Here is a 20,152-nt window from a genome sequence, read left to right as displayed (position 1 = left end):
GGTGAGAGCGTGCGGTGGGTCCCGGGTTCCGTCCGGCGCGGGCTGCCGGGCGGGCCCGGGGCGCGCCGCTCCGGGCCCGCCCGACGGCGGCCCCCTGGTTCCCCTTGGTCCCATCGCCTCACGCGAGGCACGCGTGCGTGGGGCGGTGCACAGGTCGGTGACACGAAACACGGCGGGCTGGGTACGTAGCCTTCTATGACTTCTGCGCGCCCCGCACCGGAGGTGCCCACGGCCACCTACCGGCTGCAACTCCAGCCCGCGTTCCCGTTCGCCGCAGCCGCCGCGGCCGTACCGTACCTGGCCTCGCTCGGCGTCTCGCACCTGCACCTGTCCCCCGTCCTCGAGGCCGTTCCCGGCTCCACGCACGGCTACGACGTCGTCGACCACGCGCGCGTGCGCGAGGAACTCGGCGGCGAGGACGGCCTGCGGGCGCTGGCGCGGACGGCGCGGGAGCACGGCCTGGGCCTGGTGGTGGACATCGTGCCGAACCACATGGCCATGGCGCCCCGGCACAACCACGCCCTGTGGGAGGTGCTGCGGGAGGGCCCGGGATCTGCGTACGCGCGCTGGTTCGACATCGACTGGGACGCGCAGGACGGCCGCGTGCTGCTGCCCGTGCTCGGCGGCCCGGTCGGCGCGGAACTGGACCACCTCAGGGTCGACGGCGACGTCCTGCGCTACCACGACCACGCCTTCCCGCTCCGCGCGGGCACCGAGGAGCTGCCGCTGCCCCGGCTGCTGGACGCCCAGTGGTACCGCCCGGTGTGGTGGCGGCTGGCCCGCACCGAGCTGAACTACCGGCGGTTCTTCAGCATCTCCGAGCTGATCGGCCTGCGGGTGGAGGACCCGGAGGTGTTCGACGCCACCCACGCCAAGATCCTGGAACTGCTGCGCGAGGGCGTGGTCGACGGCCTGCGCATCGACCACCCCGACGGGCTCGCGGACCCCGACGGCTACCTCGGACGGCTGAACGAGGCGACCGGCGGGCGCTGGACGGTCGTGGAGAAGATCCTCGCCGACGGTGAGCACCTGCCGCCCTCCTGGCCCGTCGCCGGCACCACGGGCTACGACGCCCTGCGGCAGATCGACGGCGTGTTCACGGACCGCACGGGCGCCTACGAACTCCTCGGCCACTACCGGGCGTTCGCCGCGCCGCAGACCGACCGGGGCGGCAACTGGGAGGCGACGGCGCGGCGGGCCGCGTACAAGGTGCTCACGCACGAGCTGGCCACCGAGACCGACCGGCTCACCCGGGTGGCCGCCCGGCTGTGCGCCGCCTCCCCCGACCTCGCGCTGCGCGACCGGGCGCCCTGGGCGCTGCGCACCGCCCTGGAGGAGCTGCTGGTCCGGCTTCCGGTGTACCGGCCGTACGCCTCCACGGACGCGTCCGCCGTCGTCACCGAGGCGGCCGCCGAGGAGGCACGGCTGGCCTTCGTGGTGCGGGAGGAGGCCGACGCCGTCGGCATCGTCCGCCGGCTGCTGGTCGAGCCGCCCGGCGACGCGTCGGCACCCGGCCACGCCGGCCGCGTGGAGTTCCGGACCCGGTTCGCGCAGACCGCGTCCGCGCTGCGCGCCAAGGCGGTCGAGGACACGGCGTTCTACCGCTTCGTGCCGCTGCTGTCGACGGCCGAGGTGGGCGGCGACCCCGGTGCGCCCGGCGTGCCGCCGGAGGAGTTCCACGCGTACTGCGCGCGCGTGCAGCGCGACTGGCCGCTCACCGGCACGGTCGTCACCACCCACGACACCAAGCGCAGCGCGGACGTGCGCGCGGCCCTGGCCGTGCTCACCGAGTGCCCGGCGCACTGGGCCCGGCTGCTCGCCGAGGTGACGACGGCCGAGGAGGGCGTGCCGGACGGACAGCTCGCCTGGGCGGCCTGGCAGACGGTGTTCGGGCTGGGGCCGGCGGAGGAGGAGCGCATCCAGGGGGCGCTGCTGAAGCACGTGCGCGAGGCGGGCATGTACACGAGCTGGACGGAGCAGGAGCCGCCGTACGAGGAGGCGGTGGCGGCGTTCGTCGCGGCCGGTCCGTGCGGGCCGGCCGGCGAGCGCGTGGCCGCCTTCCGCAAGGCGCTGGAGCCGCACGTCCGGGCGAACGTGCTGGGGACCGCGCTGGTGCAGCTGACGATGCCGGGGGTGCCGGACGTCTACCAGGGCACGGAGAGCGAGTACCGGGCGCTGGTGGACCCGGACAACCGGCGGCCGGTGTCGTTCCCGGCGGCGGCGCCCGGCGAGAAGGACGCTCTGACGTCGGCCGCGCTGCGGCTGCGCGCGCGACGGCCCGGCGCCTTCGGCGCGGCGGCGGCGTACGAACCGCTCACCGCGGACGGGCCGGCGGCCGAGCACTGTCTGGCGTTCTCCCGCTCGGGCCAGGTGGTCACCGCGGTGACCCGGCTGTCGCTGCGCCTGACGGAGGCGGGCGGCTGGCGGGACACCCGGCTGGAGCTGCCGCCGGGGCGCTGGGCGGACGTCCTGTCCCCGGGCCGCGAGTTCACGGGCCACGCACGCGTGGCCGCCCTCTTCGACCGCCTGCCGGTGGTGCTGCTGGAGCGGACCGGGGAGCAGACCGTGTCCCCGGCGGAATGACCTCGTAGCCGACAGGGCGGCCGCGCGGCGGTCGCCCTGTCGTGCGTCCGGGCGCCCCCGGGAGCCTCCCCGCCGGATGCTTGACAGTTCACCCACGCCGTGCGGCACTGGGAGGGCGAATCCGGGTGGACAAGACGGGGGTGAGTCTTCTGCCGGAGCTGCGCTACCCCAGCGTTCCCGAACTGGTCGCCACCGCGCGGGCGCTGGCGGCCCAGGAGCCCGGTCTGTGCTCGCTCAGACAGGTGGGGGTCTCGCGGGCCGGGCGGCCGCTGCACCTGCTGTCGGTGGGGCACGCCGGGCGGGCCGTGCTGGTGGTGGCGGGCGCCCACGCCAACGAACCCGCGGGCGGCTCCACCCTCCGGGTGCTGGCCGAACGGGTGCTCGCGGAGCGCGAGTTGCGCACCGGCACCTCCTGGCACTTCCTGCTGTGCGCGGACCCGGACGGCGCGAGCCTGCACGTGACCCCGGCGCCGCGCAGCCTGCTCGACTACCACCTCGGCTTCTACCGGCCGACCGGCGCCGAACAGCCCGAGTGGTCTCCGGCGGTGCTGCCGCCGGACCGGCTGCCGCCCGAGACGCGGGCGCTGACCGGGGTGATCGACGAGCTGCGCCCGTACCTCCAGGTGACGCTGCACGGCACCGATCTGGGCGGCAGCTGGGTGCAGTTGACCAAGGACGTGCCCGGGCTCGCCGAGCCGTTCGCCAAGTCGGCGGCCGAGCTGCACATCCCGGTCGAGACGGGTGCCTCGGACGCCGCCGGCTGGCCCGCGTCGGGGCCGGGAGTGCATGTGATGCCGGGCCCGGAGACGGGGGTGGCCTACCCGAGCCTGCCGGACGACGCACGGCACAGCACCTGGTACCACGCGCACCGCTACGGCGGTCTGACGGCGGTGGTCGAGGTGCCGATGTGGGCCAGCGACCTGGTGGACGACCCGGCGCCGCACCCGGCGCCCGCGGCGGCGATGCGGCGGCTGGCCGAGCGGCTGCTGCGGGACTCGCTGCTGGTGGAGGGCGTGCTCGCCGACGCGCTGCCCCGGCTTGCGGGCGCGGAGGGCCCGCTGCTGCGGGCCGCCCGGTGGGCGCTGGAGCTGATCCCCGGCCTGGCGCAGGACTGGATCCAGACGCAGCCGGCCGGGACGACGATGGCGTACGTCGGCAGCGTGGACGCCTTCGGGCGGCGGCTGCCGCTGCGGGCGGCGGCGATGCTGCTGCGGGTGCTGCGCCAGACCGACGACCGGGCCGCCCCCCGGCTCGAACAGCTCGTGGCCCTCTGGTGCGAGGCCTTCGCGCAGCGCTTCCGGGCGCGCTGGGTGCCGCTGGAGCACCAGGTGGAGCACCAGTCGCGGACGGTCCTGGTGGCGGCCCGGCAGGCGCGCGAGCGGGGGGTGTGACACCTCCGCGCGCCGCGCGCCCCGCGTGTGCGGGAGCCGCGTGTGCGGGAGCCGCGTTCAGCGGTCCAGGGCGAAGACGGCTCCGGTGCGGGCCCGCAGGACGCACGCGCTGGAGTACGTCTCCCGGAACGCGACCGGCCGGCCGTGCCACCGGCCGCGCGCGCGGGCGGTCACCGGGGCGTAGATCATCGGGCAGAACACGCCGTGGGCGTACGGGATGCGGGCGATGTCGCCGCCCGCCGCGGCGAGTTGGGCACAGGCCCGGGCCGCGTGCGGGTGGCCGAGCGGCGGGTCGCACAGCAGCAGGGCGCCCCGGGCGGGGCCGTCGGCGCCGTCGCCGCGGCTGACGGTCAGGTGGAGCCAGGTGCCGCGCGACGCGTCACGGGGCGCCGCCTGGGCCGGGCCCGTGACGAGGAGTCCGGTGAGGGTCAGCAGGGCCGCGGCGGCCGCTTTCACTCGGGTGAGGTGCTTCATGCCCGGTGCATCGGCACGGTGGCCGCTCTTCCCCACTTCACTCACCCGAACGGGTGATCACGCGGGTGTGCGGACCGGCGGTGCACGGCCCGCCGGTGCCGGGGCACCGGTCACTGGTCGCGGTGCGCCGCCAGCCGGAAGGAGATCCGCCCGAAGCCGACCTGGTCGCCCTCGCGCACGACGACGGCGCCGACCACCCGGCGACCGTTGACCGTGGTGCCGTTGGTGGAGCCGAGGTCGCGCAGCACCCACAGCCCGCCCTGGCGGCGCAGTTCGGCGTGCACGCGGGAGACGGTCTCGTGGTTCAGCCGCAGCCCGCTCGCCGGGTCGCGCCCTATGCGCAGCGGGTGGCCGCCCGCCGCGTGCGGCAGCAGCAGCTTGGGCAGCCGCTCGGCCTGCCAGGCCCGGCGCAGCCGCACGGTGAAGCCCGAGACGGCCTCGACGGTGCCGAGGACGGCACGGGAGAGGCGGTTCTCGCGGGGCAGGTCCGCGGTGAGCACGGCGAGTTCGTCGGCGCCCCGCGCGGCGAGGGCCAGTTCCATGCGGCGCACGAACGTGTCGTGCGACAGCCGGCCCATGGCGACACCGTCTCGCAGCACCTGAAGCGCCTTGTCGCGCTCCGCGTCGGACAGCCGCGCGGGGTACGTGGGGAACTCGAAGGACGACGTCACATCCGTGATTGTCGGCTCTGTGAACCCCCGGTGTCCAGAATCGGGGAAAACGGCGCCCGCGCGCGCGTGCCGCACGACATCCACCGGCAATGGACGGATTCGAAAGCGGACTGATCGCTTTTCGGGGCACGATGGACGGGCTACGTCACGGTGAGCAGACGAAGGGGAACCGTCCGTGCAGTTCGAGGTGTGGGCACCACAGGCAGACCGGGTGACGCTCCATTGCGACGGCGCCACCGTCGCGTTGGAGCGCGATGCGGAGCGGGACGGCTGGTGGACGGGCGAGGCCGAGGCACGGGACGGCTCGCGGTACGGGTTCGCGCTGGACGGCGGTCCGGTGCTGCCGGACCCGCGTTCGCGCCGTCAGCCGGACGGCCCGGACGGCTTGAGCGCGGTCGTCGACCACGGCCGGTACGCGTGGCGTGCCTCGTGGCCGGGCCGGGAACTGCCCGGGGCGGTGCTCTACGAGCTGCACGTGGGCACGTTCACCCGGGAGGGCACCCTGGACGCGGCCGCCGCACGCCTCGCGCATCTGGTGGAACTCGGGATCACCCACGTGGAGTTGATGCCGCTGTGCCCGTTCCCCGGCCGGCACGGGTGGGGGTACGAGGGGGTGTCGCTGTGGGCCGTGCACGAGCCGTACGGCGGCCCCGAGGCGCTCAAGCGGTTCGTGGACCGGGCGCACGAACTCGGGCTCGGTGTCGTACTGGACGTCGTGCACAACCACTTGGGCCCGTCCGGTAACTACCTGCCGTCGTTCGGACCGTACTTCACGGACACGCACCACACGCCGTGGGGCGCCGCGGTGAACCTGGACGCGCCGGGCTCGGACGAGGTGCGCGCGTTCCTGGTGGGCAGCGCGCTGGCCTGGCTGCGGGACTACCGGATCGACGGGCTGCGCCTGGACGCGGTGCACGCGCTGCACGACACGCGCGCGTGCCACTTCCTGGAGGAGCTGTCGGCGGCCGTCGACGGCCTCGCGGGCGAACTCGGCCGCCCGCTGTTCCTGATCGCCGAGTCCGACCTGAACGACCCGCGGATCATCACCCCGCGCGCGGAGAACGGCCTCGGGGTGCACGCGCAGTGGAACGACGACTTCCACCACTGTGTGCACAGCGCACTGACCGGTGAGTCCCAGGGCTACTACGCCGACTTCGCGCGCGCCCCGCTCGCCGCGCTGGCCAAGACGCTCACGGGCGGCTACTTCCACGACGGCACCCCGTCGAGCTTCCGCGGCCGTGCGCACGGCCGGCCGCTGGACCGGGCCCGGGTGGGCGGGCACCGGCTGCTGGGTTACAGCCAGACCCACGACCAAGTCGGCAACCGGGCGCAGGGCGACCGGCTCTCGGCCCTGCTCTCCCCCGGCCTGCTGGCGTGCGCGGCCACCCTCACGCTGACCGCGCCGTTCACGCCGATGCTGTTCATGGGCGAGGAGTGGGCCGCGGGCACGCCCTGGCAGTTCTTCACCGACCACACGGACCCGGAGCTGGCGGAGGCGGTACGGCGGGGCAGGCGGCGGGAGTTCGTGGAGCACGGCTGGGCCGAGGAGGACGTACCCGACCCGCAGGACCCGGCGACCAGGGAGCGGTCCTGCCTGGACTGGGCGGAGCCGGACCGCGAGCCGCACGCGCGCGTGCTGGACTGGTACCGGCGGCTGATCGCGCTGCGCCGGGAGCAGCCGGACCTCACCGACCCGGATCTGGCCGACACCAAGGTGGCCTTCGACGAGCGGGGGCGCTGGCTGGCCTTCCGGCGCGGGGACGTGCGGGTGGCGGTGAACCTGGGCAAGGAGGCGGCGGCGATCCCGCTGGGGACCCGCCCGGCGCAGGTGCTCGCCGCGTGGGAGCCGGTTCGGGCGCCGGGCCGGGACGGGTTGCTGCAGGTGCCCGGCGAGTCCTGCGTGGTGCTGGTCCAGCCCTGAGCCGGGGCGGCCGTCACGCCTCGGTGTCCTCGTCCTTGAACTCGGTGACGCGCTCCAGCATGATCGGCTCCCAGACGCGCCCCAGCCGGGTGCGCAGCGCCGGGAGCGGACCGGGAGCGCGGCCCTGCAGGTGGTCGGCGAGGCGGATGACGGTGTCGCAGCGGGCGAGCCAGAGACCGCGCAGGCAGGGGCGGGCGCCGTAGCCGGCGAGGGTGGCGGCGCGCACGGCGGCCGGCGAGCCGACGGCCGTGGCGAGTCCGGCGATGTCCTCGGCCGGGTCGCCGAGGGCCGCCTCGGTCCAGTCGAGGACGCCGCGGACCCGCCCGTCGGCGCTGACCACCACGTGCTCGCCGGTCAGGCCGTGGTGGGTGAGCACGGCGGTGCCGGTCTGCGCCGCGAGCTGAGCGGCGCCGGGCGGGGTGAGCTGGAGCAGCAGGGCGGCGTCGAACTCGTCGGCGGCGGCGAGTCGTTCGGCCGCGTGCACGGCCATGCGGCGCAGCGCCTCCAGGGAGCGTGGCGCGGTGCGCGGTACGCCGAGCGCCTCGGCCGGCCGGGCGGGCACCGCGCGCAGTCCGCCGAGCAGCCCGGCCAGGTCGGCCTCGCCGACGGCGGAGACGTCGTGCCGTCCGGCGGTGGCGCCGGCCACCTTGGTGTCCAGGGTGTAGGCGAGGCCGGGCGCCCAGTCGCCGCGGGCGACGCTGGTGGGGACGGCGACGGGCACGTGCGGGCGGACCAGGTCGCGTACGCGCAGTTCCCTGCGGCGGCGGGCCGAGGCGTCGCGGTCGGGGGCGAGGCGCAGCACGTGGCGGGCGCCGACCCACCAGGTGTAGGCGTGGCCCTCGGCGACGGGCCGGACGTCGGGTCCGTCCGTGCCGTCCTCGCCGCGCCCGCCGGCCGGGCCGTCGGTGTCCTCTCCGCTGTCCCCGCTCTCGTCGAGCAGTGAACGGACCAGTCTGCGGACGATGTCCGCGGTGGGTGTCGGAGCCTGGGTCATGGGTCGCGCCGTAGCCGTTCCGGGGGGTGTCGTCGAGGGTGTCTCCTGGCCGCTTCAGTCCACTATGACCATCTCACGCGTGGTGTCGTTGAGGCGGCGGCCGCCGTCGGCGGTCACCGTGACGATGTCCTCGATGCGGACGCCGAAGCGGCCGGGCAGGTAGATGCCGGGCTCGACGGAGAAGCACATGCCCGGCACGAGGGGCTGTTCCTCGCCCTCGATCATGTACGGCGGTTCGTGCGTGGTGACGCCGATGCCGTGCCCGGTGCGGTGGATGAAGTACTCGCCGTACCCGGCGTCGGTGATCACCGCGCGGGCGGCGCGGTCGACCTCCTGGCAGGCGACGCCGGGGCGGACGGCCCGGAAGCCCGCTTCCTGGGCGGCGCGCACGATGTCGTGGACGGTGCGCTCCTCCTCGGTCGGCTCGCCCACGTGGACGGTCCGGGTGGTGTCGGAGCCGTACCCGTCCTTGAGGCCGCCGAAGTCGAGGACGACCATGTCACCGCGCCGGATGACGCGGTCGCCGACCTCGTGGTGCGGGTTGGCGCCGTTGGGGCCGGAGCCGACGATGGTGAAGTCGACCTGGGAGTGCCCGAAGCGGCGCAGCAGGTCGGCCAGGTCGTGGCCGACGTCGGACTCGCGGCGGCCGGCGAAGGTGACCTTGCGGATCTCCTCGAACGTGGCGTCGGCGGCGGCTCCGGCGGCCGCCAGGAGTTCCAGTTCGGCCGCGTCCTTGACGGCGCGCAGCATGGGCAGGGCGTCGGTGAGGGAGGCGTAGGAGCTGTCGGGCAGGGTGCGCTGGAGGCCCAGCAGGTGCATGGCCCAGGTGTTGTCGCTGATGCCGAAGCGGCCGCGGTCGTCCAGGAGGGCGGCGGCGACGGCGTAGGGGTCCTTGCCGTCGGTCCAGTCGCGCAGGGTGAGCGCGGCCGCACCGGTGGCGTGCTCGGCGTCCGGGGCCTCCAGGGTGGGCACGACGAGCACCGGGTCGCGGCCGGGGGCGAGGACGAGCACGGTGAGCCGTTCGGTGACGGCCGTGGGCGTGTAGCCGGTCAGCCACACCATGTCCGGCCCCGGGGCCACCAGGAGTCCCGCGAGGCCGGCGTCGGCGGCGTCGCGCGCGGCGCGTTCCATGCGGGCCCTGTAGTCGTCGGCGGTGAAGGGCGCGGGCGTGCTACCGGTCATCCGGGCCTCCGAGCGCGGTCGAGGTGGCGGGGCGAATCGGTCCCGGGCAGCATCCTGCCCGGCCGGACAGGGCTGCGCGAGCCGGTCGCGGGATCTCGCGGGCACGGTCCGCACGGCCGCTGCCCGGCGCGGACTCGTCGTGGCCGCTGGGACGGCGGACGACCGACACGTTTCCCGGGGTGTCCGGGGCAGGGACGGCGGCCGGGCCGGCGGGCCGCATTGGCAGGCCTGGCCGGCGGGCCGGGACGGCGGGGCGTACCGGCGGGCCGCATTGGCGGGCCTGGCCGGCGGGTCACGCCGGCGGGCCGGGACGGCGGGCCGCATCGGCAGACCGGGCCGGCGGGCCGGGACAGCCGGTCAGGGCGGCCGGTCAGGGCGGCCGGACAGGGCGGCCGGACAGGGCGGCCGGTCAGGTGAGTACGCCGGGTACGACCGTCAGCTGCTGGTTGCCGCCGTCGCGGTGGCGCACGGTGAGCGTGACCGGTGTCCCGGGGCGGGCGTGGGCGACGGCCCGGGCGAGGTCGGCGGCCGTGGCGACGGGGGCGGCGCCGAACCGGAGCAGGACGTCGCCGCGGACCAGACCGGCCGTGTAGCCGGGTCCGGGCACGTGGACGCCGACCACCAGGGCGCCGGGGGTCCCGTCGTCCACGGCCTCCACGCCCAGGGTCGCGCCGGTACGGGCCTCCCCGGGGCCCCGGGCCGCGCTGTCCGCCGCGGGGCGGGCGGGCCCGGCCGGGGCGGCCGGGTGCGGGGCGTCGCGCCGGAGTTCCGCCAGCCTGCTCGCGCCGATCACCGTGGCGCCGACCGTGCCGAGGCCGACGCCGGTGAGGAGCAGGGCGGTGCCGGTGACGAGTGCCGGCAGCAGGGTCCTCGTCCGCCCGCCGCGCCGGGGCGCGGCGGGCGGGTGCCTGGGGACGTCGGGGGTGCCGCCGTCGGTTCGTTCCCGGCCCGGCATCGGCCTGGGCCGCAACGCAGTCTGTTCCATGGTTCGCTCGCCTCCGGCTGGTGCTCTACCCGGGGCGCGGGGCCGCGACGAGACACGAACGAGTGAGACTGCCGGGCGGCGGGCGGCGGGTAGTCATCCCGGAGGGGCCCCGGGGCCCGGCCGCCCGCGGGGCACCCGGGACACCGGGGGTGCGCGGGGCCGGTCAGCCCAGGGTCAGGGCAGGTACGGCGGGCGCCCGGTCGGGCAGGAAGCCGTGCGCGCGGCGGGCCAGGTGGGCGGCCTTGTAGCGGTCGGCCTCCCGGTGCCAGTTCAGGATGCCCGCCAGCCAGTTGCGCAGGTCCTGGACATAGCCCTCCATGGCCGCGCGCGCCTCGGCGGAGAGCTGGAAGTCCTCGTACAGCACCGGCAGTTCGTGGGCGGTGACGTGCTCGAACTGCTGCATGCGCCGCGTCATGAGGTCGTGGACGACACCGAGGGCGGCCGGGTAGTCCACGCCGAAGAAGTTCTGCACGACGAGGACGGCGTTGTGGATCTCGCCCTCGTACTCGATCTCCTTCTGGTACGAGAAGACGTCGTTGACCAGGCAGGCGTAGTCGACGGCCGCGTTCTCCAGGGAGCGCACCGGGCCGCTGCGGTAGACCTCGGGCGGGATCGCGGGCCCGTGGCCCATGCGGCACAGGCCGAGGGTGAGGTCGGAGCCGAAGGTGGCGCGCCGCATCTCCAGGTAGTCGACCGGGTCGGGGACGCGGTTCTGGAGCTGGTTGGACAGCTCCCACACCCAGCTCTCGGTCATGTCGTCCACGGCCTTCTTCAGGGTGCCCCGCTGCTCGGCCGTCATCCCCGCGGTCGTGCGCGCCCACAGGTCGAGCAGTCCGCGTTCCATGGCGTTGACGGGGACGACGGCCGGGTCGCCCTCGACGGGCATGCAGGCGGAGAGCCGGGCGGTGGTGAGCCGGGCGGCGGCCAGGTCCCGGCGGTGGCCGTGGACGAGGGGGTAGTAGTCGTCGCCGTAGGTGCCCCAGGCGAGCCACTGGGCGCTGAGGTCGAGGGCCTCGGCGGTGGCGTCCGGGTCGAGGCCGGCTGCGCACAGGGCGAGGTCGCAGGCGGCCAGCTTGTCCTCGTCCCAGACGCCCTCCTGGAGCAGGCCCGTGCGCTGCGACCAGGTGACCAGGTTCCGCCGGGCGGTGTCGAGGTGCGGGCTCAGGGAGAGGGCGAACGGCATGTGGAAGTCGGGCAGCAGGGAGGGACCGACCTTCTGGAACGGCCGGTGGGAGTAGGCGCGCAGGCGCTCGGCCGCGGCCGCGGCGAGCAGGGCGCCGACGTCGGCGGCGGAGGTGCCGGGCCCGCTCGGCGCCTGCCAGGGCGCGGTGGGGCGCGCGCCCTGGTTCATGTAGCGGCTGGAGCGCAGGTGCCACTCGTGGCCACCGGACTGCCAGTCCTGGAGTCCCTTGGTGTAGGCGGCCACGGCGGCCACCTCGTCCGGCCGCAGCCCCCGGTCCAGGGCGACGGCGGGCACTTCGGTGAGCGCGGTGTGCTCGAACTGGTGCAGGCGCGAGGTGAGGATGTCGTTGACCGTGTCGGCGGCCTCCTGGGTGGTGCAGCCGAAGAAGGTCTCCAGGACGAGCACGCCGTTGCTGTTCTCCCCCTCGTCCTCGACCTCGCGCTGGTAGGAGAAGAGGTCGTTGCGCAGGTGGACGGCGTCGGAGAACGTCTCCATGAGCACCCTGAGCGGCCGGGTCCCCGCCACGCGGGCGGGCACCTCGGCGGTCGCGTACTCCACGAGCCCCGCGGACCAGGGGGCGCCGCCCACCTTGCGGCGCATCTCGATGTACTCGACCGGGTTGGCGATGCGCCCCTCGTTGATGTTGGACAGCTCCCACATGGACTCGTTGAGCAGGTGCTCGGTGGCCACGGAGAAGCGGCGGCGCCAGTCGACGGACATCGACGGCACGGTGCGCGCCCACAGGTCGGCGAGGCCGGCCTCGACCGGGTTCTCCGGCTCGGGCACCGGGGTCGCGGGATCCAGCGGCATGAACAGCGGCAGCCGGTCCAGATGGGCCTTGCCGGCGGCCCGGTCCGGGGTGCGCTTGAACATGTCGAGGAAGTGGTCGTCGAAGAAGAACACCCAGACGTACCAGTCGGTGATCAGCGAGAGGGCCGGTCCGTCGCAGTCGGGGTGGGTGTAGGCGCACAGGAGCCCGTAGTCGTGCGCCTCCAGGTCGTCCTGGTCCCAGATCCCGGAGCCCTCCAGCATGCCCATCTCGCGCGCCCAGGCGGTCGAGTGGGCACGCGCCTCGTCGACGTGGGGGTTGAGCCGCGCGGGATACGGCATGTAGAAGTGCGGGAGTTCGAACGGCTGCGTCATGGCGGGGCCCTACCCTGGGGTCGTACGGGCCATCCACCGGGCGCCGCGTGATCACACCATCGCGTGAACCCGTCCCGAAACGGGGAACTCCCGCCGCCCGCTGTGGCGTTGACCGGGCGCCGGTATCGCACCGGGCCGTCCCCGGTGCGGTCCGTCCGCCCCGTCCGCGCTCTTGCCGAGCTCCCGCGCGCGGGCCACCGTAGGCGCATGACCTCCTTCGCGCTGCCCCATGAGGTGCACGGCGACGGCGCCCACCGGGTGTTCGCCGTGCACGGCTGGTTCGCCGACCGGTCCGCCTACGCGCCCGTCCTGCCCGACCTCGACCGCTCCTCCTTCACCTACGCGCTGGTCGACCTGCGCGGCTACGGCGAGGCACGGGACGCCGTGGGCTCGTACACCACGACCGAGGCGGCCGCGGACCTGGTGGAGCTGGCCGACCGGCTGGGCTGGGAGCGGTTCTCGGTGGTCGGGCACTCCATGGGCGGCGCTGTGGCGCAGCGGCTGCTGTCGGTGGCCCCGCACCGGCTGCGCCGGATCGTGGGCGTCTCCCCCGTGCCGGCCTCGGGGCTGCCGCTGCCCGGCGAGCAGGGCGTGCTCTTCGCGGACGCGGCGCACCGGCCGGAGAACCGGCGCGCGATCATCGACTTCACCACCGGTGGCCGCCGGCCGGCGGCCTGGCTGGACCGGATGGTGGACCGCTCGCTGGCGCGCAGCGACGCGAAGGCGTTCCGGGCCTGGCTGGACTCCTGGGCGGGCGAGGACTTCCGGGCGGACGTCGTGGGCTCGGAGGTGCCCGCGCTCGCGGTGGCCGGTGAGCTCGATCCGGCGCTGTCGCCCGCCCTGATGCGCGAGACCTGGATGTCCTGGTACCCGCGCGCCCGCCTGGTCTCCCTGCCGTGCGCCGGGCACTACGCCATGGACGAGACGCCGCTGGAGCTGGTCCGTGCGGTGGAGGACTTCCTGCGGCCGGACACCGCGGACGGGCCGGCGTGAGCCTGCGCGAGGCCCCGCCGGTGCCGGACGTCTTCGACCCGCGCCGGTACGCGGCCGGGGTGCCGTACGCGGACTACCGCCTGCTGCGCGACCACCATCCGGTGGCCTGGCAGGACGAGCCGGAGGTGCTGGGCTGGCCGGCCGGGCCCGGGTTCTGGGCGGTGACCCGGCACGCCGACGTGGTCCGTGTGCTCAAGGACTCCGCGACGTTCTCCTCGTACGTCGGCGCGACCCAGATCCGTGATCCGGACCCGGACGACCTGCCGTTCATCCGGCGGATGATGCTCAATCAGGACCCGCCGGTCCACGGCCGGCTGCGGCGGCTGGTGAGCCGGGCGTTCACGCCGGGGCGGGTGGACCGGTTCGCGGCGGCCGTGCGCGAGCGGGCCCGGGGGCTGCTCGCGCGGGCACTGGAGGAGGCGCGGTCGGGCGACGGCACGGTCGACGTGGTGGCCGCCGTCACCGACGAGTACGCCCTGCTCAACCTGGCCGACCTGCTGGGGGTGCCGGAGAGCGACCGGGGGCTGCTGCTGCACTGGACGCAGCGGGTCATCGGCTACCAGGACCCGGGCGAGGCCGGTGCGCCGGTGCTGGACGGGGCGGGCAGGCCGGTCGACCCCCGGTCACCGGCGATGCTGCGGGACATGTTCGCGTACGCGCGGCAGCTGGCCGTACACAAAAGACGGTGTCCGGCCGACGACATCCTGACGACTCTCGCCCACGATCCCGAACTCGAGGGCGCCGAGCTGGAGATGTTCTTCTTCCTGCTCACCGTGGCGGGCAACGACACCGTGCGCAGCGCCGCACCCGGCGGTCTGCTGGCCCTCGCCGAGCACCCCGGGGCGTACGCCCTGCTGCGCGCCGGGAAGGCCGCTCCGGCGCCGGCGCTGGAGGAGCTGCTGCGCTGGCACCCGCCCGTGCTGAGCTTCCGCCGGACGGCGGCGGTGGACACCGAGCTGGCGGGACGCGCGATCCGGGCGGGTGACAAGGTCGTGGTGTTCCACGCCTCGGCCAACCGTGACGAGCGGGTGTTCGCCGGGCCGGGCCGGCTCGACCTCGCCCGCACTCCCAATCCCCACGTGTCCTTCGGGGACGGTCCGCACGTGTGCCTGGGCGCCCACTTCGCCCGGCTCCAGCTGCGGCTGCTGTACGAGGAGGTGCTGCGGGCGGTGCCCGGCCTGCGGCTCGCCGGGCCCGCCGGGCGGCTGGTCTCCAACTTCATCAACGGGCTCAAGTCACTGCCGCTGTCCGTGGTGTGAGGCGCCGGCCTGGATCAGGGCGTGCGTGCCTCCGGTGCGCCAGTGCCGGCCCTCCGCCGCGTCCAGGGCTTTCTCGGTGGCGGCGGTGAGTCCCGTGACCACGTCGGACTTCAGGGTGCGCAGGGCGGCGACCGGGCCGGGGAAGTACGCGGTGACCTCGTCGAACGGGGTGGTGGGCGGCCACAGCCGGTCGCCGACCAGGCGGCGGTAGTTGAGGTCGCCCTTGAAGACGGTCAGGGTGGCCGCGGCGAACTCGGCGCGCAGGTCGTCCGGGGCGTCGGCGTACGGCAGCGGGGCACGGGAGAAGGGGTGGGCGGCGGTGGTGAGGCGGCCGTCGGCCATGGCGGTCCACAGGGCGCGCCCGTACCCGGCGGCCGCGCCCGGCGCCGCGACGAGGCGCCGCAGGGCGTCGACGACGTCGGCGGTGGTGGCGTCGGAGACGTAGTGGGGGTACGGCTTGACGTGCAGCACCGCCCGCCCGATCCGGCCCTCGGTCAGGAGGTGGGCGATCAGGAGCAGGTCGGGGACGAGTTCGCGGCCCGCGTTGTCCGCGACCAGGACGAGCGTGCCGGTACCGGAGGGCGGCAGCAGCGACCACAGGGTCTCGCTGTCGTCGGCGACCAGGGCGGGGACCGGTGCCGCTGCCTCGGCGCCCTCGGCGGACAGGCGGAAGCCGAGGTCGGCGCGGTTGCCCCAGAGGGAGCCGTGCAGCAGGGCGTCGGCCCGCTCCCGCTCCGGCCGGTCCTGGAGCGCGTCGAGCGCGGCCAGTTCCTCGTCGGTCTCGGGGGCGTCGAGCTCGGCGCGCTTGAACGGGCGGAAGGGGTCGACACCCTGCCAGGCGCCCGGTCCGAAGTAGCCGACGGCTTCGAGCAGCCGGCGGTAGAAGTAGCTCTCCGACCACAGCCACGGCACGTCGAACCAGGAGCGCCCGGCGTACTCGTCCAGGCCCCAGGCGCGCCAGAGTTCCAGGTCGGCCGCGTCCCCGGGCAGCGGTTCGATCACGCCTTCGGTGCAGGAGCTCAGCAGCTCGTCCAGCGCGCGGTGCTGCCCGGGACCGTACGGGAAGGCCTCCCGGACCTGCTCGATGATCGCGGGGTGCCGCTCGGCCAGCACACGGTGCGGGAACGAGCCGGGTTCGTCGCCGAGGATCACGGGCGCGGTGCGGATGTCGGGCATGGCCGTCACCGTACCGCGCTGTTCAGCAGGTTCTGATCTCCCGTTCCAGCTGCGTGGCGAGTGTCAGGTAGCGGGGGCGGCGGTGGACCGGCACCAGTCCGCGGATCACCAGGTGCCACATCTCGGCGACCCTGCGGGGCAGCCGTCCGACCGGTTCGAGGGAGCGGCCGGTGACACGGGTGCCGATGAAGAAGCAGACCAAGGAGTGGGCGACGATCCCGGCGTCGGTCTCGGGGTGTACGTCGGCCTCCTTGACCGCGCCGTTGATCTTGCGGGTCGCGAAGTCCAGCCACTCGTTGAACGGGTGCCGCAGCGGCGCCCGTACGACGACGTCGGCGGTGGCGAGCCGCAGTCCGGCGCGCGGCACCGGGTCGTCCACGGCCAGCCGGGCGACGGCGAACGTGGCCCGCATCAGGGCCTCCAGGGACGAGTAGCCCCGCCCCTCGACGTCGGCCACCACCTGCTGGGCGGCTCTGGACTGGAGCTCCAGGATGGCGTGCGCCAGGTCCTCCTTGGCGGCGAAGTGGAAGTACAACGCCCCCTTGGTGACCTGTGCGTGGCCGACGATGTCGCTCAGGCTGGTGGACTCGTAGCCCTGCCGGTCGAACAGGTCGGCCGCGGCCGTGATGATCGTCGCCCGGGTCTGCTCAGCTCGTAACTGCCTCGCCATCGTCTGACCCCCTCCTCGCGGCACTTCCGAACGGGACACGCGGTTTGTTTTGGCCCACCCATACGATAACTCACCCACGGCGGATGGGAGTCGAGTGGTCGGAACCGGAAGTCGGCAGGTCACGTGAGGCGCGGGCCGGGGCGGTGCAGGACCTGCGGATTCGCAAACCACTTGCGGAAATAACCCCAGTTGAAGCGCCTCATGACCGTTTCCGATCGCCAAGTGCCGGTGGCCGTCGACGCTTTGATCGATCTCGCTCGGGGCGCCCTGAGTGTCCATGTGGCTTTCCCTGAGAGCGCCGCCAGAAACCGCCCGACCGGTTGGGTGCTCGGCGCCAGCCCGTTCCGGGGCGGCGAGCGGGTGAACACGGGGGGCGCGTGACCCGTACTGGATGCGGCAGACCCCGTTCCCGCGCCTCCCGAGGAGACGTCCCTGATGACCCGGACGACCCGGACGACCCGGACGACCGCCCGCCTGGGCGTCACGGCGGCCGCCGCGGCGGTCCCGCTGCTGCTCCTGCCCTGGACGGCCGGGCCCGCCCAGGCGCACGGCGCCCCCACCGATCCGGTGAGCCGGGTGTACGCCTGCTCGCCCGAGGGTGGCGACGCGAACCGGTCGGCCGCCTGCCGGGCGGCGGTCGCGGCGAACGGCGCCCCCTTCACCGCCTGGGACGACCTGCGCGTGGCGGGGGTGGCGGGCCGGGACCGGCAGGTGATCCCGGACGGCAGGCTGTGCAGCGGGAACCTGCCCGCCTACCGGGGGCTGGACCTGGCCCGGCGGGACTGGCCGGCGACCCGGCTGACCCCGGGCGGACGGCTGACGATGACGTACGCCTCGACGATCGCGCACGCCGGCACGTTCCGGCTGTACCTGACCCGGCCCGGGTACGACCCGGCGAAGCCGCTGAAGTGGTCCGACCTGCCCACGCGGCCCTTGGCCGAGGTCAAGGACCCGCCCCTGACGAACGGCGCCTACCACCTCCGGGCGACCCTGCCGAAGGACCGGACGGGCCGTCAGATGCTGTACACGATCTGGCAGAACAGCAGTACGCCGGACACGTACTACTCCTGCTCCGACGTGGACTTCGCGCGGGCGGGCGGGGCCGCGGGGCCCACGAGGACGGCGGCCGCCCCGCACACGCCGGCGAGCCCCCGACCGACCCGGGCGGCCGGCACGCGTCCGGCCGCGCACCCGTCGACGGGGACTCCGGTCGCCACCGGGACGAAGGAGCGCGCGTCGGGGGCGGCCGCGGGGACCGCGAGCGCCGACGGCACGCCGGTGGCCGAGGCCACCCGCGCGGACACGGGTCCCTCGGCCCCCGTGCTGGCGGGCGGCGCCGCCGCGGTGCTGGTGCTCACCGGGGGCGCCGCCCTGTTCCTGCGCCTGCGTCGGCGCTGAACTACCTTTGGACCGGCGTCAGTTCACGTAGACCCGGGCACCCGCGTCGGTCACGGGCGCGTACTTGGCGGTGAAGTAGCCGTTGGCGAAACACAGCGACGAGCCGGAGAACTTGGTGAACTGCTGGTTGGTGAAGGAGATGCTGCTGTCGCCGTTGTCGGCCTTGCCGGTCAGGGCCGGCGCCCGGTAGACGCAGGTCACGGTGCCGAGCAGGGTGCGCAGCTTGACCGTGGTCTGGACGGTGGAGCCGCCGGCCGGCGACACGGTGAGGGTGCCGTCGGACGCGACCGTCGCGGTGTAGGGCAGGTTGTCGACCGTGATCGCGCTGACGCCGAGCACTCCCGTGACGTTGCTGGTGCAGCTGCTCGCGTTGAAGGAGTGCCCGGTGACCGTCTCGGTGGCCGTGCCGGGGGCGGCCGGGTTGCCCGCGACCGTGGCGGTGAACTGCGACGACGTGCAGGTGACCCCGCTGGTGCCGGTCGGGCTCGAGTACAGCGTGGCGGAGGTGCCGGTGGCCAGCGGCGCGGTCAGGGTGTCGCCGACGGCGGCCGCGGTGCCGCCGACGGCACCGGTGGTCAGCACGGCGGCTCCGTCCGCGGAGGCGGGGACGGCCGCGGCCAGGGTGAGCGCGGTGACGGTTCCGGCGAGGGCGAGCAGGGATCGCGTACGCATGCGGATGCCTCTCCTTCGAGGTGGGGGGCGTTGTGGGGTGACGTGGGGGGTGGGCTTGAGGGGGGTGGGACGCGGGGTGGGGGGACGAGGGGGAGTGGGACGTGGGGGTGGAGCACGCCGCCCAAGGGCCCAGGACGCGGGAGCGCGTGGCGTGGTGGAGGTACGCGGTGCGGGGGTGTCGAGGTGCGCGGGGTGTGTGCCGCCGTCGCCGGTCCGTCACGCCTTCTCCGTACGTGGCGGACCGGCGACGGCGGCCGGCCGGGCGCCGGCCGAAGGCCTCGGGGGTAGGCCTCCGGCCGGGCCGGTCAGGGCGCGGCGGGGCACGGGCCGTGAGGAAGAACGACCGTGCCGGTGCCGCGTGAGGGGCGGTGCGGGTTGCCTGAGTAAGGCCGGGAGAGCGGTTCGAGCCGCTTGACGGATCCGGCGCCACGGATCCGGTGAGACCAGGGAGAGTTGTAGACCTGATGGTCCGTCAACGTCAAGGCCGCGAGGTCGAGTTGACGTTCACCGGGACGGTCCGGATACCGCCTCCCGACCAGGCGTGAGGGCGCCCCCGCACATCCGACACCCTTTTTCCACAACTCCCTTGACCCTTCAATGTAACCGGCAGTAACTTCCTCGAAGGCTACTGCCGCGTAACGAGAAAGCCCTTGCATCCGCCGGGAGTGCGAGGAGGCGTGCGCGGCAGCCGCTGTCCGCGCCAGGACACCGCGCCACTGAAGCCCAACCCGCATTGATCTATGCCCATGGGAGCAGACATGGCCTCGTCCCCGGACCTCTCGTCCGCCGACAACACACCCGAGCACTCCGAAAGCGATTGCCCAGCGACAGCGTCCCCCGCCACGGGGGCTGCCGCCACCGGCGGGAGACGGGGCCGGGTGCGTCTGCGCCGGGCCGCGGTCATGGCGGTGCCCGCCACCCTGGTCGCCGCCGGCCTCGCGGTCCTGACCGCGGAGGGGGCGCTCGGTGTGCAGTTCGCCATCTCGGGCATGCCGTTCACGGTCACCGCGACCGAACTCAACGGCACCGGGTTCGAGCAGTTCGGCGGGCTCGACAACATGGCGGACGGCAGCCCCAACGCCGGGGACACCGGCGGCCAGGTGCTCGTCGTCACGTCGGCGATCAAGAACGCCACGCTGACCAAGCTGTGCCAGAGCGTCGACCTCGGCGGCACCAACCTGCTGATCACCGCGGGCGGCGGCCGGCAGAAGGTGAAGGCGACCGACCTCACCACCGACTCGACCGAGCTGTCGGGTGACGCGGCGTTCGACAACATCGAGATCGGCAACGACGCCAGCACGCTGGACAAGGCGAACGCGAAGGGCCCGATCGGCGTCTTCAGCCAGCAGGCCGACACCGTCCACATCGGCAACCTGCGGCAGACCAACTACGCGACCACCGCAGGCGTCTTCAAGCTGCCCGGGCTCAAGCTCCGCTTCAGCGACTCGGGTTGCTGA

At 74.6% G+C, this 20,152-nt stretch carries 16 protein-coding genes; 7 read left to right on the top strand and 9 right to left on the bottom strand.

Annotated elements, in window-relative coordinates:
• Window positions 1-195: 195 nt before the first annotated feature.
• Entirely contained in the window at window positions 196-2,583 is a 2,388-nt protein-coding gene (gene treY, locus B446_RS28650; RefSeq protein WP_193384508.1) for a malto-oligosyltrehalose synthase, read from the top strand.
• A gap of 140 nt (window positions 2,584-2,723) precedes the next feature.
• A complete protein-coding gene (locus B446_RS28645; RefSeq protein ID WP_043479288.1) occupies window positions 2,724-3,974 on the top strand; it encodes a M14 family zinc carboxypeptidase in 1,251 nt (416 codons plus the stop codon).
• 57 nt (window positions 3,975-4,031) lie between these two features.
• Here B446_RS28645 and B446_RS28640 read toward each other — a convergent pair whose 3' ends face one another.
• Window positions 4,032-4,448 (bottom strand): SSI family serine proteinase inhibitor, encoded by a 417-nt coding sequence (locus B446_RS28640; protein ID WP_043476608.1) that lies wholly within the window; start codon window positions 4,446-4,448, stop codon window positions 4,032-4,034.
• Between the two features lie 110 nt (window positions 4,449-4,558).
• Entirely contained in the window at window positions 4,559-5,119 is a 561-nt protein-coding gene (locus tag B446_RS28635; protein WP_020942923.1) for a DUF1707 and FHA domain-containing protein, read from the bottom strand.
• Window positions 5,120-5,294: 175 nt separating this feature from the next.
• Here B446_RS28635 and treZ point away from each other — a divergent pair, with 175 nt between their 5' ends.
• On the top strand, window positions 5,295-7,040 hold the full coding sequence (gene treZ, locus B446_RS28630; RefSeq protein ID WP_020942922.1) for a malto-oligosyltrehalose trehalohydrolase: 1,746 nt from the start codon (window positions 5,295-5,297) through the stop codon (window positions 7,038-7,040).
• A gap of 13 nt (window positions 7,041-7,053) precedes the next feature.
• On the opposite strand, the gene B446_RS28625 is transcribed toward treZ, so the two are convergent.
• The 4 genes from B446_RS28625 to cyc2 form a co-directional block, all read right to left on the bottom strand.
• On the bottom strand, window positions 7,054-8,034 hold the full coding sequence (locus B446_RS28625) for an aminoglycoside phosphotransferase family protein (protein ID WP_020942921.1): 981 nt from the start codon (window positions 8,032-8,034) through the stop codon (window positions 7,054-7,056).
• A 54-nt stretch (window positions 8,035-8,088) separates the two neighbouring features.
• Entirely contained in the window at window positions 8,089-9,216 is a 1,128-nt protein-coding gene (locus B446_RS28620; protein WP_020942920.1) for an aminopeptidase P family protein, read from the bottom strand.
• 409 nt (window positions 9,217-9,625) lie between these two features.
• Window positions 9,626-10,201 carry a PDZ domain-containing protein gene (locus tag B446_RS28615; protein WP_043476605.1) on the bottom strand — a complete coding sequence of 192 codons (576 nt, stop codon included), beginning with the start codon at window positions 10,199-10,201 and terminating at the stop codon, window positions 9,626-9,628.
• A 163-nt stretch (window positions 10,202-10,364) separates the two neighbouring features.
• Entirely contained in the window at window positions 10,365-12,527 is a 2,163-nt protein-coding gene (gene cyc2 / locus B446_RS28610) for a germacradienol/geosmin synthase Cyc2 (RefSeq protein ID WP_020942918.1), read from the bottom strand.
• A 207-nt stretch (window positions 12,528-12,734) separates the two neighbouring features.
• Here cyc2 and B446_RS28605 point away from each other — a divergent pair, with 207 nt between their 5' ends.
• Window positions 12,735-13,520: an alpha/beta fold hydrolase gene (locus tag B446_RS28605; RefSeq protein ID WP_020942917.1), complete on the top strand. Its 786-nt coding sequence runs from the start codon at window positions 12,735-12,737 to the stop codon at window positions 13,518-13,520.
• On the top strand, window positions 13,517-14,779 hold the full coding sequence (locus tag B446_RS28600) for a cytochrome P450 (protein WP_020942916.1): 1,263 nt from the start codon (window positions 13,517-13,519) through the stop codon (window positions 14,777-14,779). Before B446_RS28605 ends, B446_RS28600 begins: the two co-directional genes overlap by 4 nt.
• On the opposite strand, the gene B446_RS28595 is transcribed toward B446_RS28600, so the two are convergent.
• Together B446_RS28595 and B446_RS28590 are read right to left on the bottom strand one after the other, a co-directional pair.
• Window positions 14,756-15,955 (bottom strand): damage-control phosphatase ARMT1 family protein, encoded by a 1,200-nt coding sequence (locus B446_RS28595; RefSeq protein ID WP_020942915.1) that lies wholly within the window; start codon window positions 15,953-15,955, stop codon window positions 14,756-14,758. The two genes, B446_RS28600 and B446_RS28595, sit on opposite strands and share 24 nt — an antisense overlap.
• A gap of 22 nt (window positions 15,956-15,977) precedes the next feature.
• Window positions 15,978-16,625: a ScbR family autoregulator-binding transcription factor gene (locus B446_RS28590; protein WP_020942914.1), complete on the bottom strand. Its 648-nt coding sequence runs from the start codon at window positions 16,623-16,625 to the stop codon at window positions 15,978-15,980.
• Window positions 16,626-17,060: 435 nt separating this feature from the next.
• Here B446_RS28590 and B446_RS28580 point away from each other — a divergent pair, with 435 nt between their 5' ends.
• A complete protein-coding gene (locus tag B446_RS28580) occupies window positions 17,061-18,023 on the top strand; it encodes a lytic polysaccharide monooxygenase auxiliary activity family 9 protein (RefSeq protein ID WP_020942913.1) in 963 nt (320 codons plus the stop codon).
• Between the two features lie 18 nt (window positions 18,024-18,041).
• Here the strand turns inward: B446_RS28580 and B446_RS28575 are convergent, their stop codons facing one another.
• Window positions 18,042-18,695 (bottom strand): hypothetical protein, encoded by a 654-nt coding sequence (locus B446_RS28575; RefSeq protein ID WP_020942912.1) that lies wholly within the window; start codon window positions 18,693-18,695, stop codon window positions 18,042-18,044.
• A gap of 758 nt (window positions 18,696-19,453) precedes the next feature.
• On the opposite strand from B446_RS28575, the gene B446_RS28570 reads away from it, so the two are divergent.
• Window positions 19,454-20,152: a DUF6230 family protein gene (locus B446_RS28570; RefSeq protein ID WP_043476598.1), complete on the top strand. Its 699-nt coding sequence runs from the start codon at window positions 19,454-19,456 to the stop codon at window positions 20,150-20,152.

It is taken from the genome of Streptomyces collinus Tu 365 (assembly GCF_000444875.1).
Taxonomy (GTDB): domain Bacteria; phylum Actinomycetota; class Actinomycetes; order Streptomycetales; family Streptomycetaceae; genus Streptomyces; species Streptomyces collinus_A.
The sequence above is the reverse complement of the archived record's forward strand: the minus strand, read 5'-3'. Positions and strand labels throughout refer to the sequence as shown.

What these genes read in the sequence shown, in the direction of transcription:
- treY (WP_193384508.1), top strand. Translation starts at nt 196, where the DNA reads ATGACTTCTGCGCGCCCCGCACCGGAGGTGCCCACGGCCACCTACCGG.
- B446_RS28605 (WP_020942917.1), top strand. Translation starts at nt 12,735, where the DNA reads ATGACCTCCTTCGCGCTGCCCCATGAGGTGCACGGCGACGGCGCCCAC.
- cyc2 (WP_020942918.1), bottom strand. Translation starts at nt 12,527, where the DNA reads ATGACGCAGCCGTTCGAACTCCCGCACTTCTACATGCCGTATCCCGCG.
- B446_RS28595 (WP_020942915.1), bottom strand. Translation starts at nt 15,955, where the DNA reads ATGCCCGACATCCGCACCGCGCCCGTGATCCTCGGCGACGAACCCGGC.
- B446_RS28570 (WP_043476598.1), top strand. Translation starts at nt 19,454, where the DNA reads ATGGCCTCGTCCCCGGACCTCTCGTCCGCCGACAACACACCCGAGCAC.
- B446_RS28625 (WP_020942921.1), bottom strand. Translation starts at nt 8,034, where the DNA reads ATGACCCAGGCTCCGACACCCACCGCGGACATCGTCCGCAGACTGGTC.
- B446_RS28580 (WP_020942913.1), top strand. Translation starts at nt 17,061, where the DNA reads ATGACCCGGACGACCCGGACGACCCGGACGACCGCCCGCCTGGGCGTC.
- B446_RS28640 (WP_043476608.1), bottom strand. Translation starts at nt 4,448, where the DNA reads ATGAAGCACCTCACCCGAGTGAAAGCGGCCGCCGCGGCCCTGCTGACC.
- B446_RS28615 (WP_043476605.1), bottom strand. Translation starts at nt 10,201, where the DNA reads ATGGAACAGACTGCGTTGCGGCCCAGGCCGATGCCGGGCCGGGAACGA.
- B446_RS28590 (WP_020942914.1), bottom strand. Translation starts at nt 16,625, where the DNA reads ATGGCGAGGCAGTTACGAGCTGAGCAGACCCGGGCGACGATCATCACG.
- B446_RS28575 (WP_020942912.1), bottom strand. Translation starts at nt 18,695, where the DNA reads ATGCGTACGCGATCCCTGCTCGCCCTCGCCGGAACCGTCACCGCGCTC.
- B446_RS28620 (WP_020942920.1), bottom strand. Translation starts at nt 9,216, where the DNA reads ATGACCGGTAGCACGCCCGCGCCCTTCACCGCCGACGACTACAGGGCC.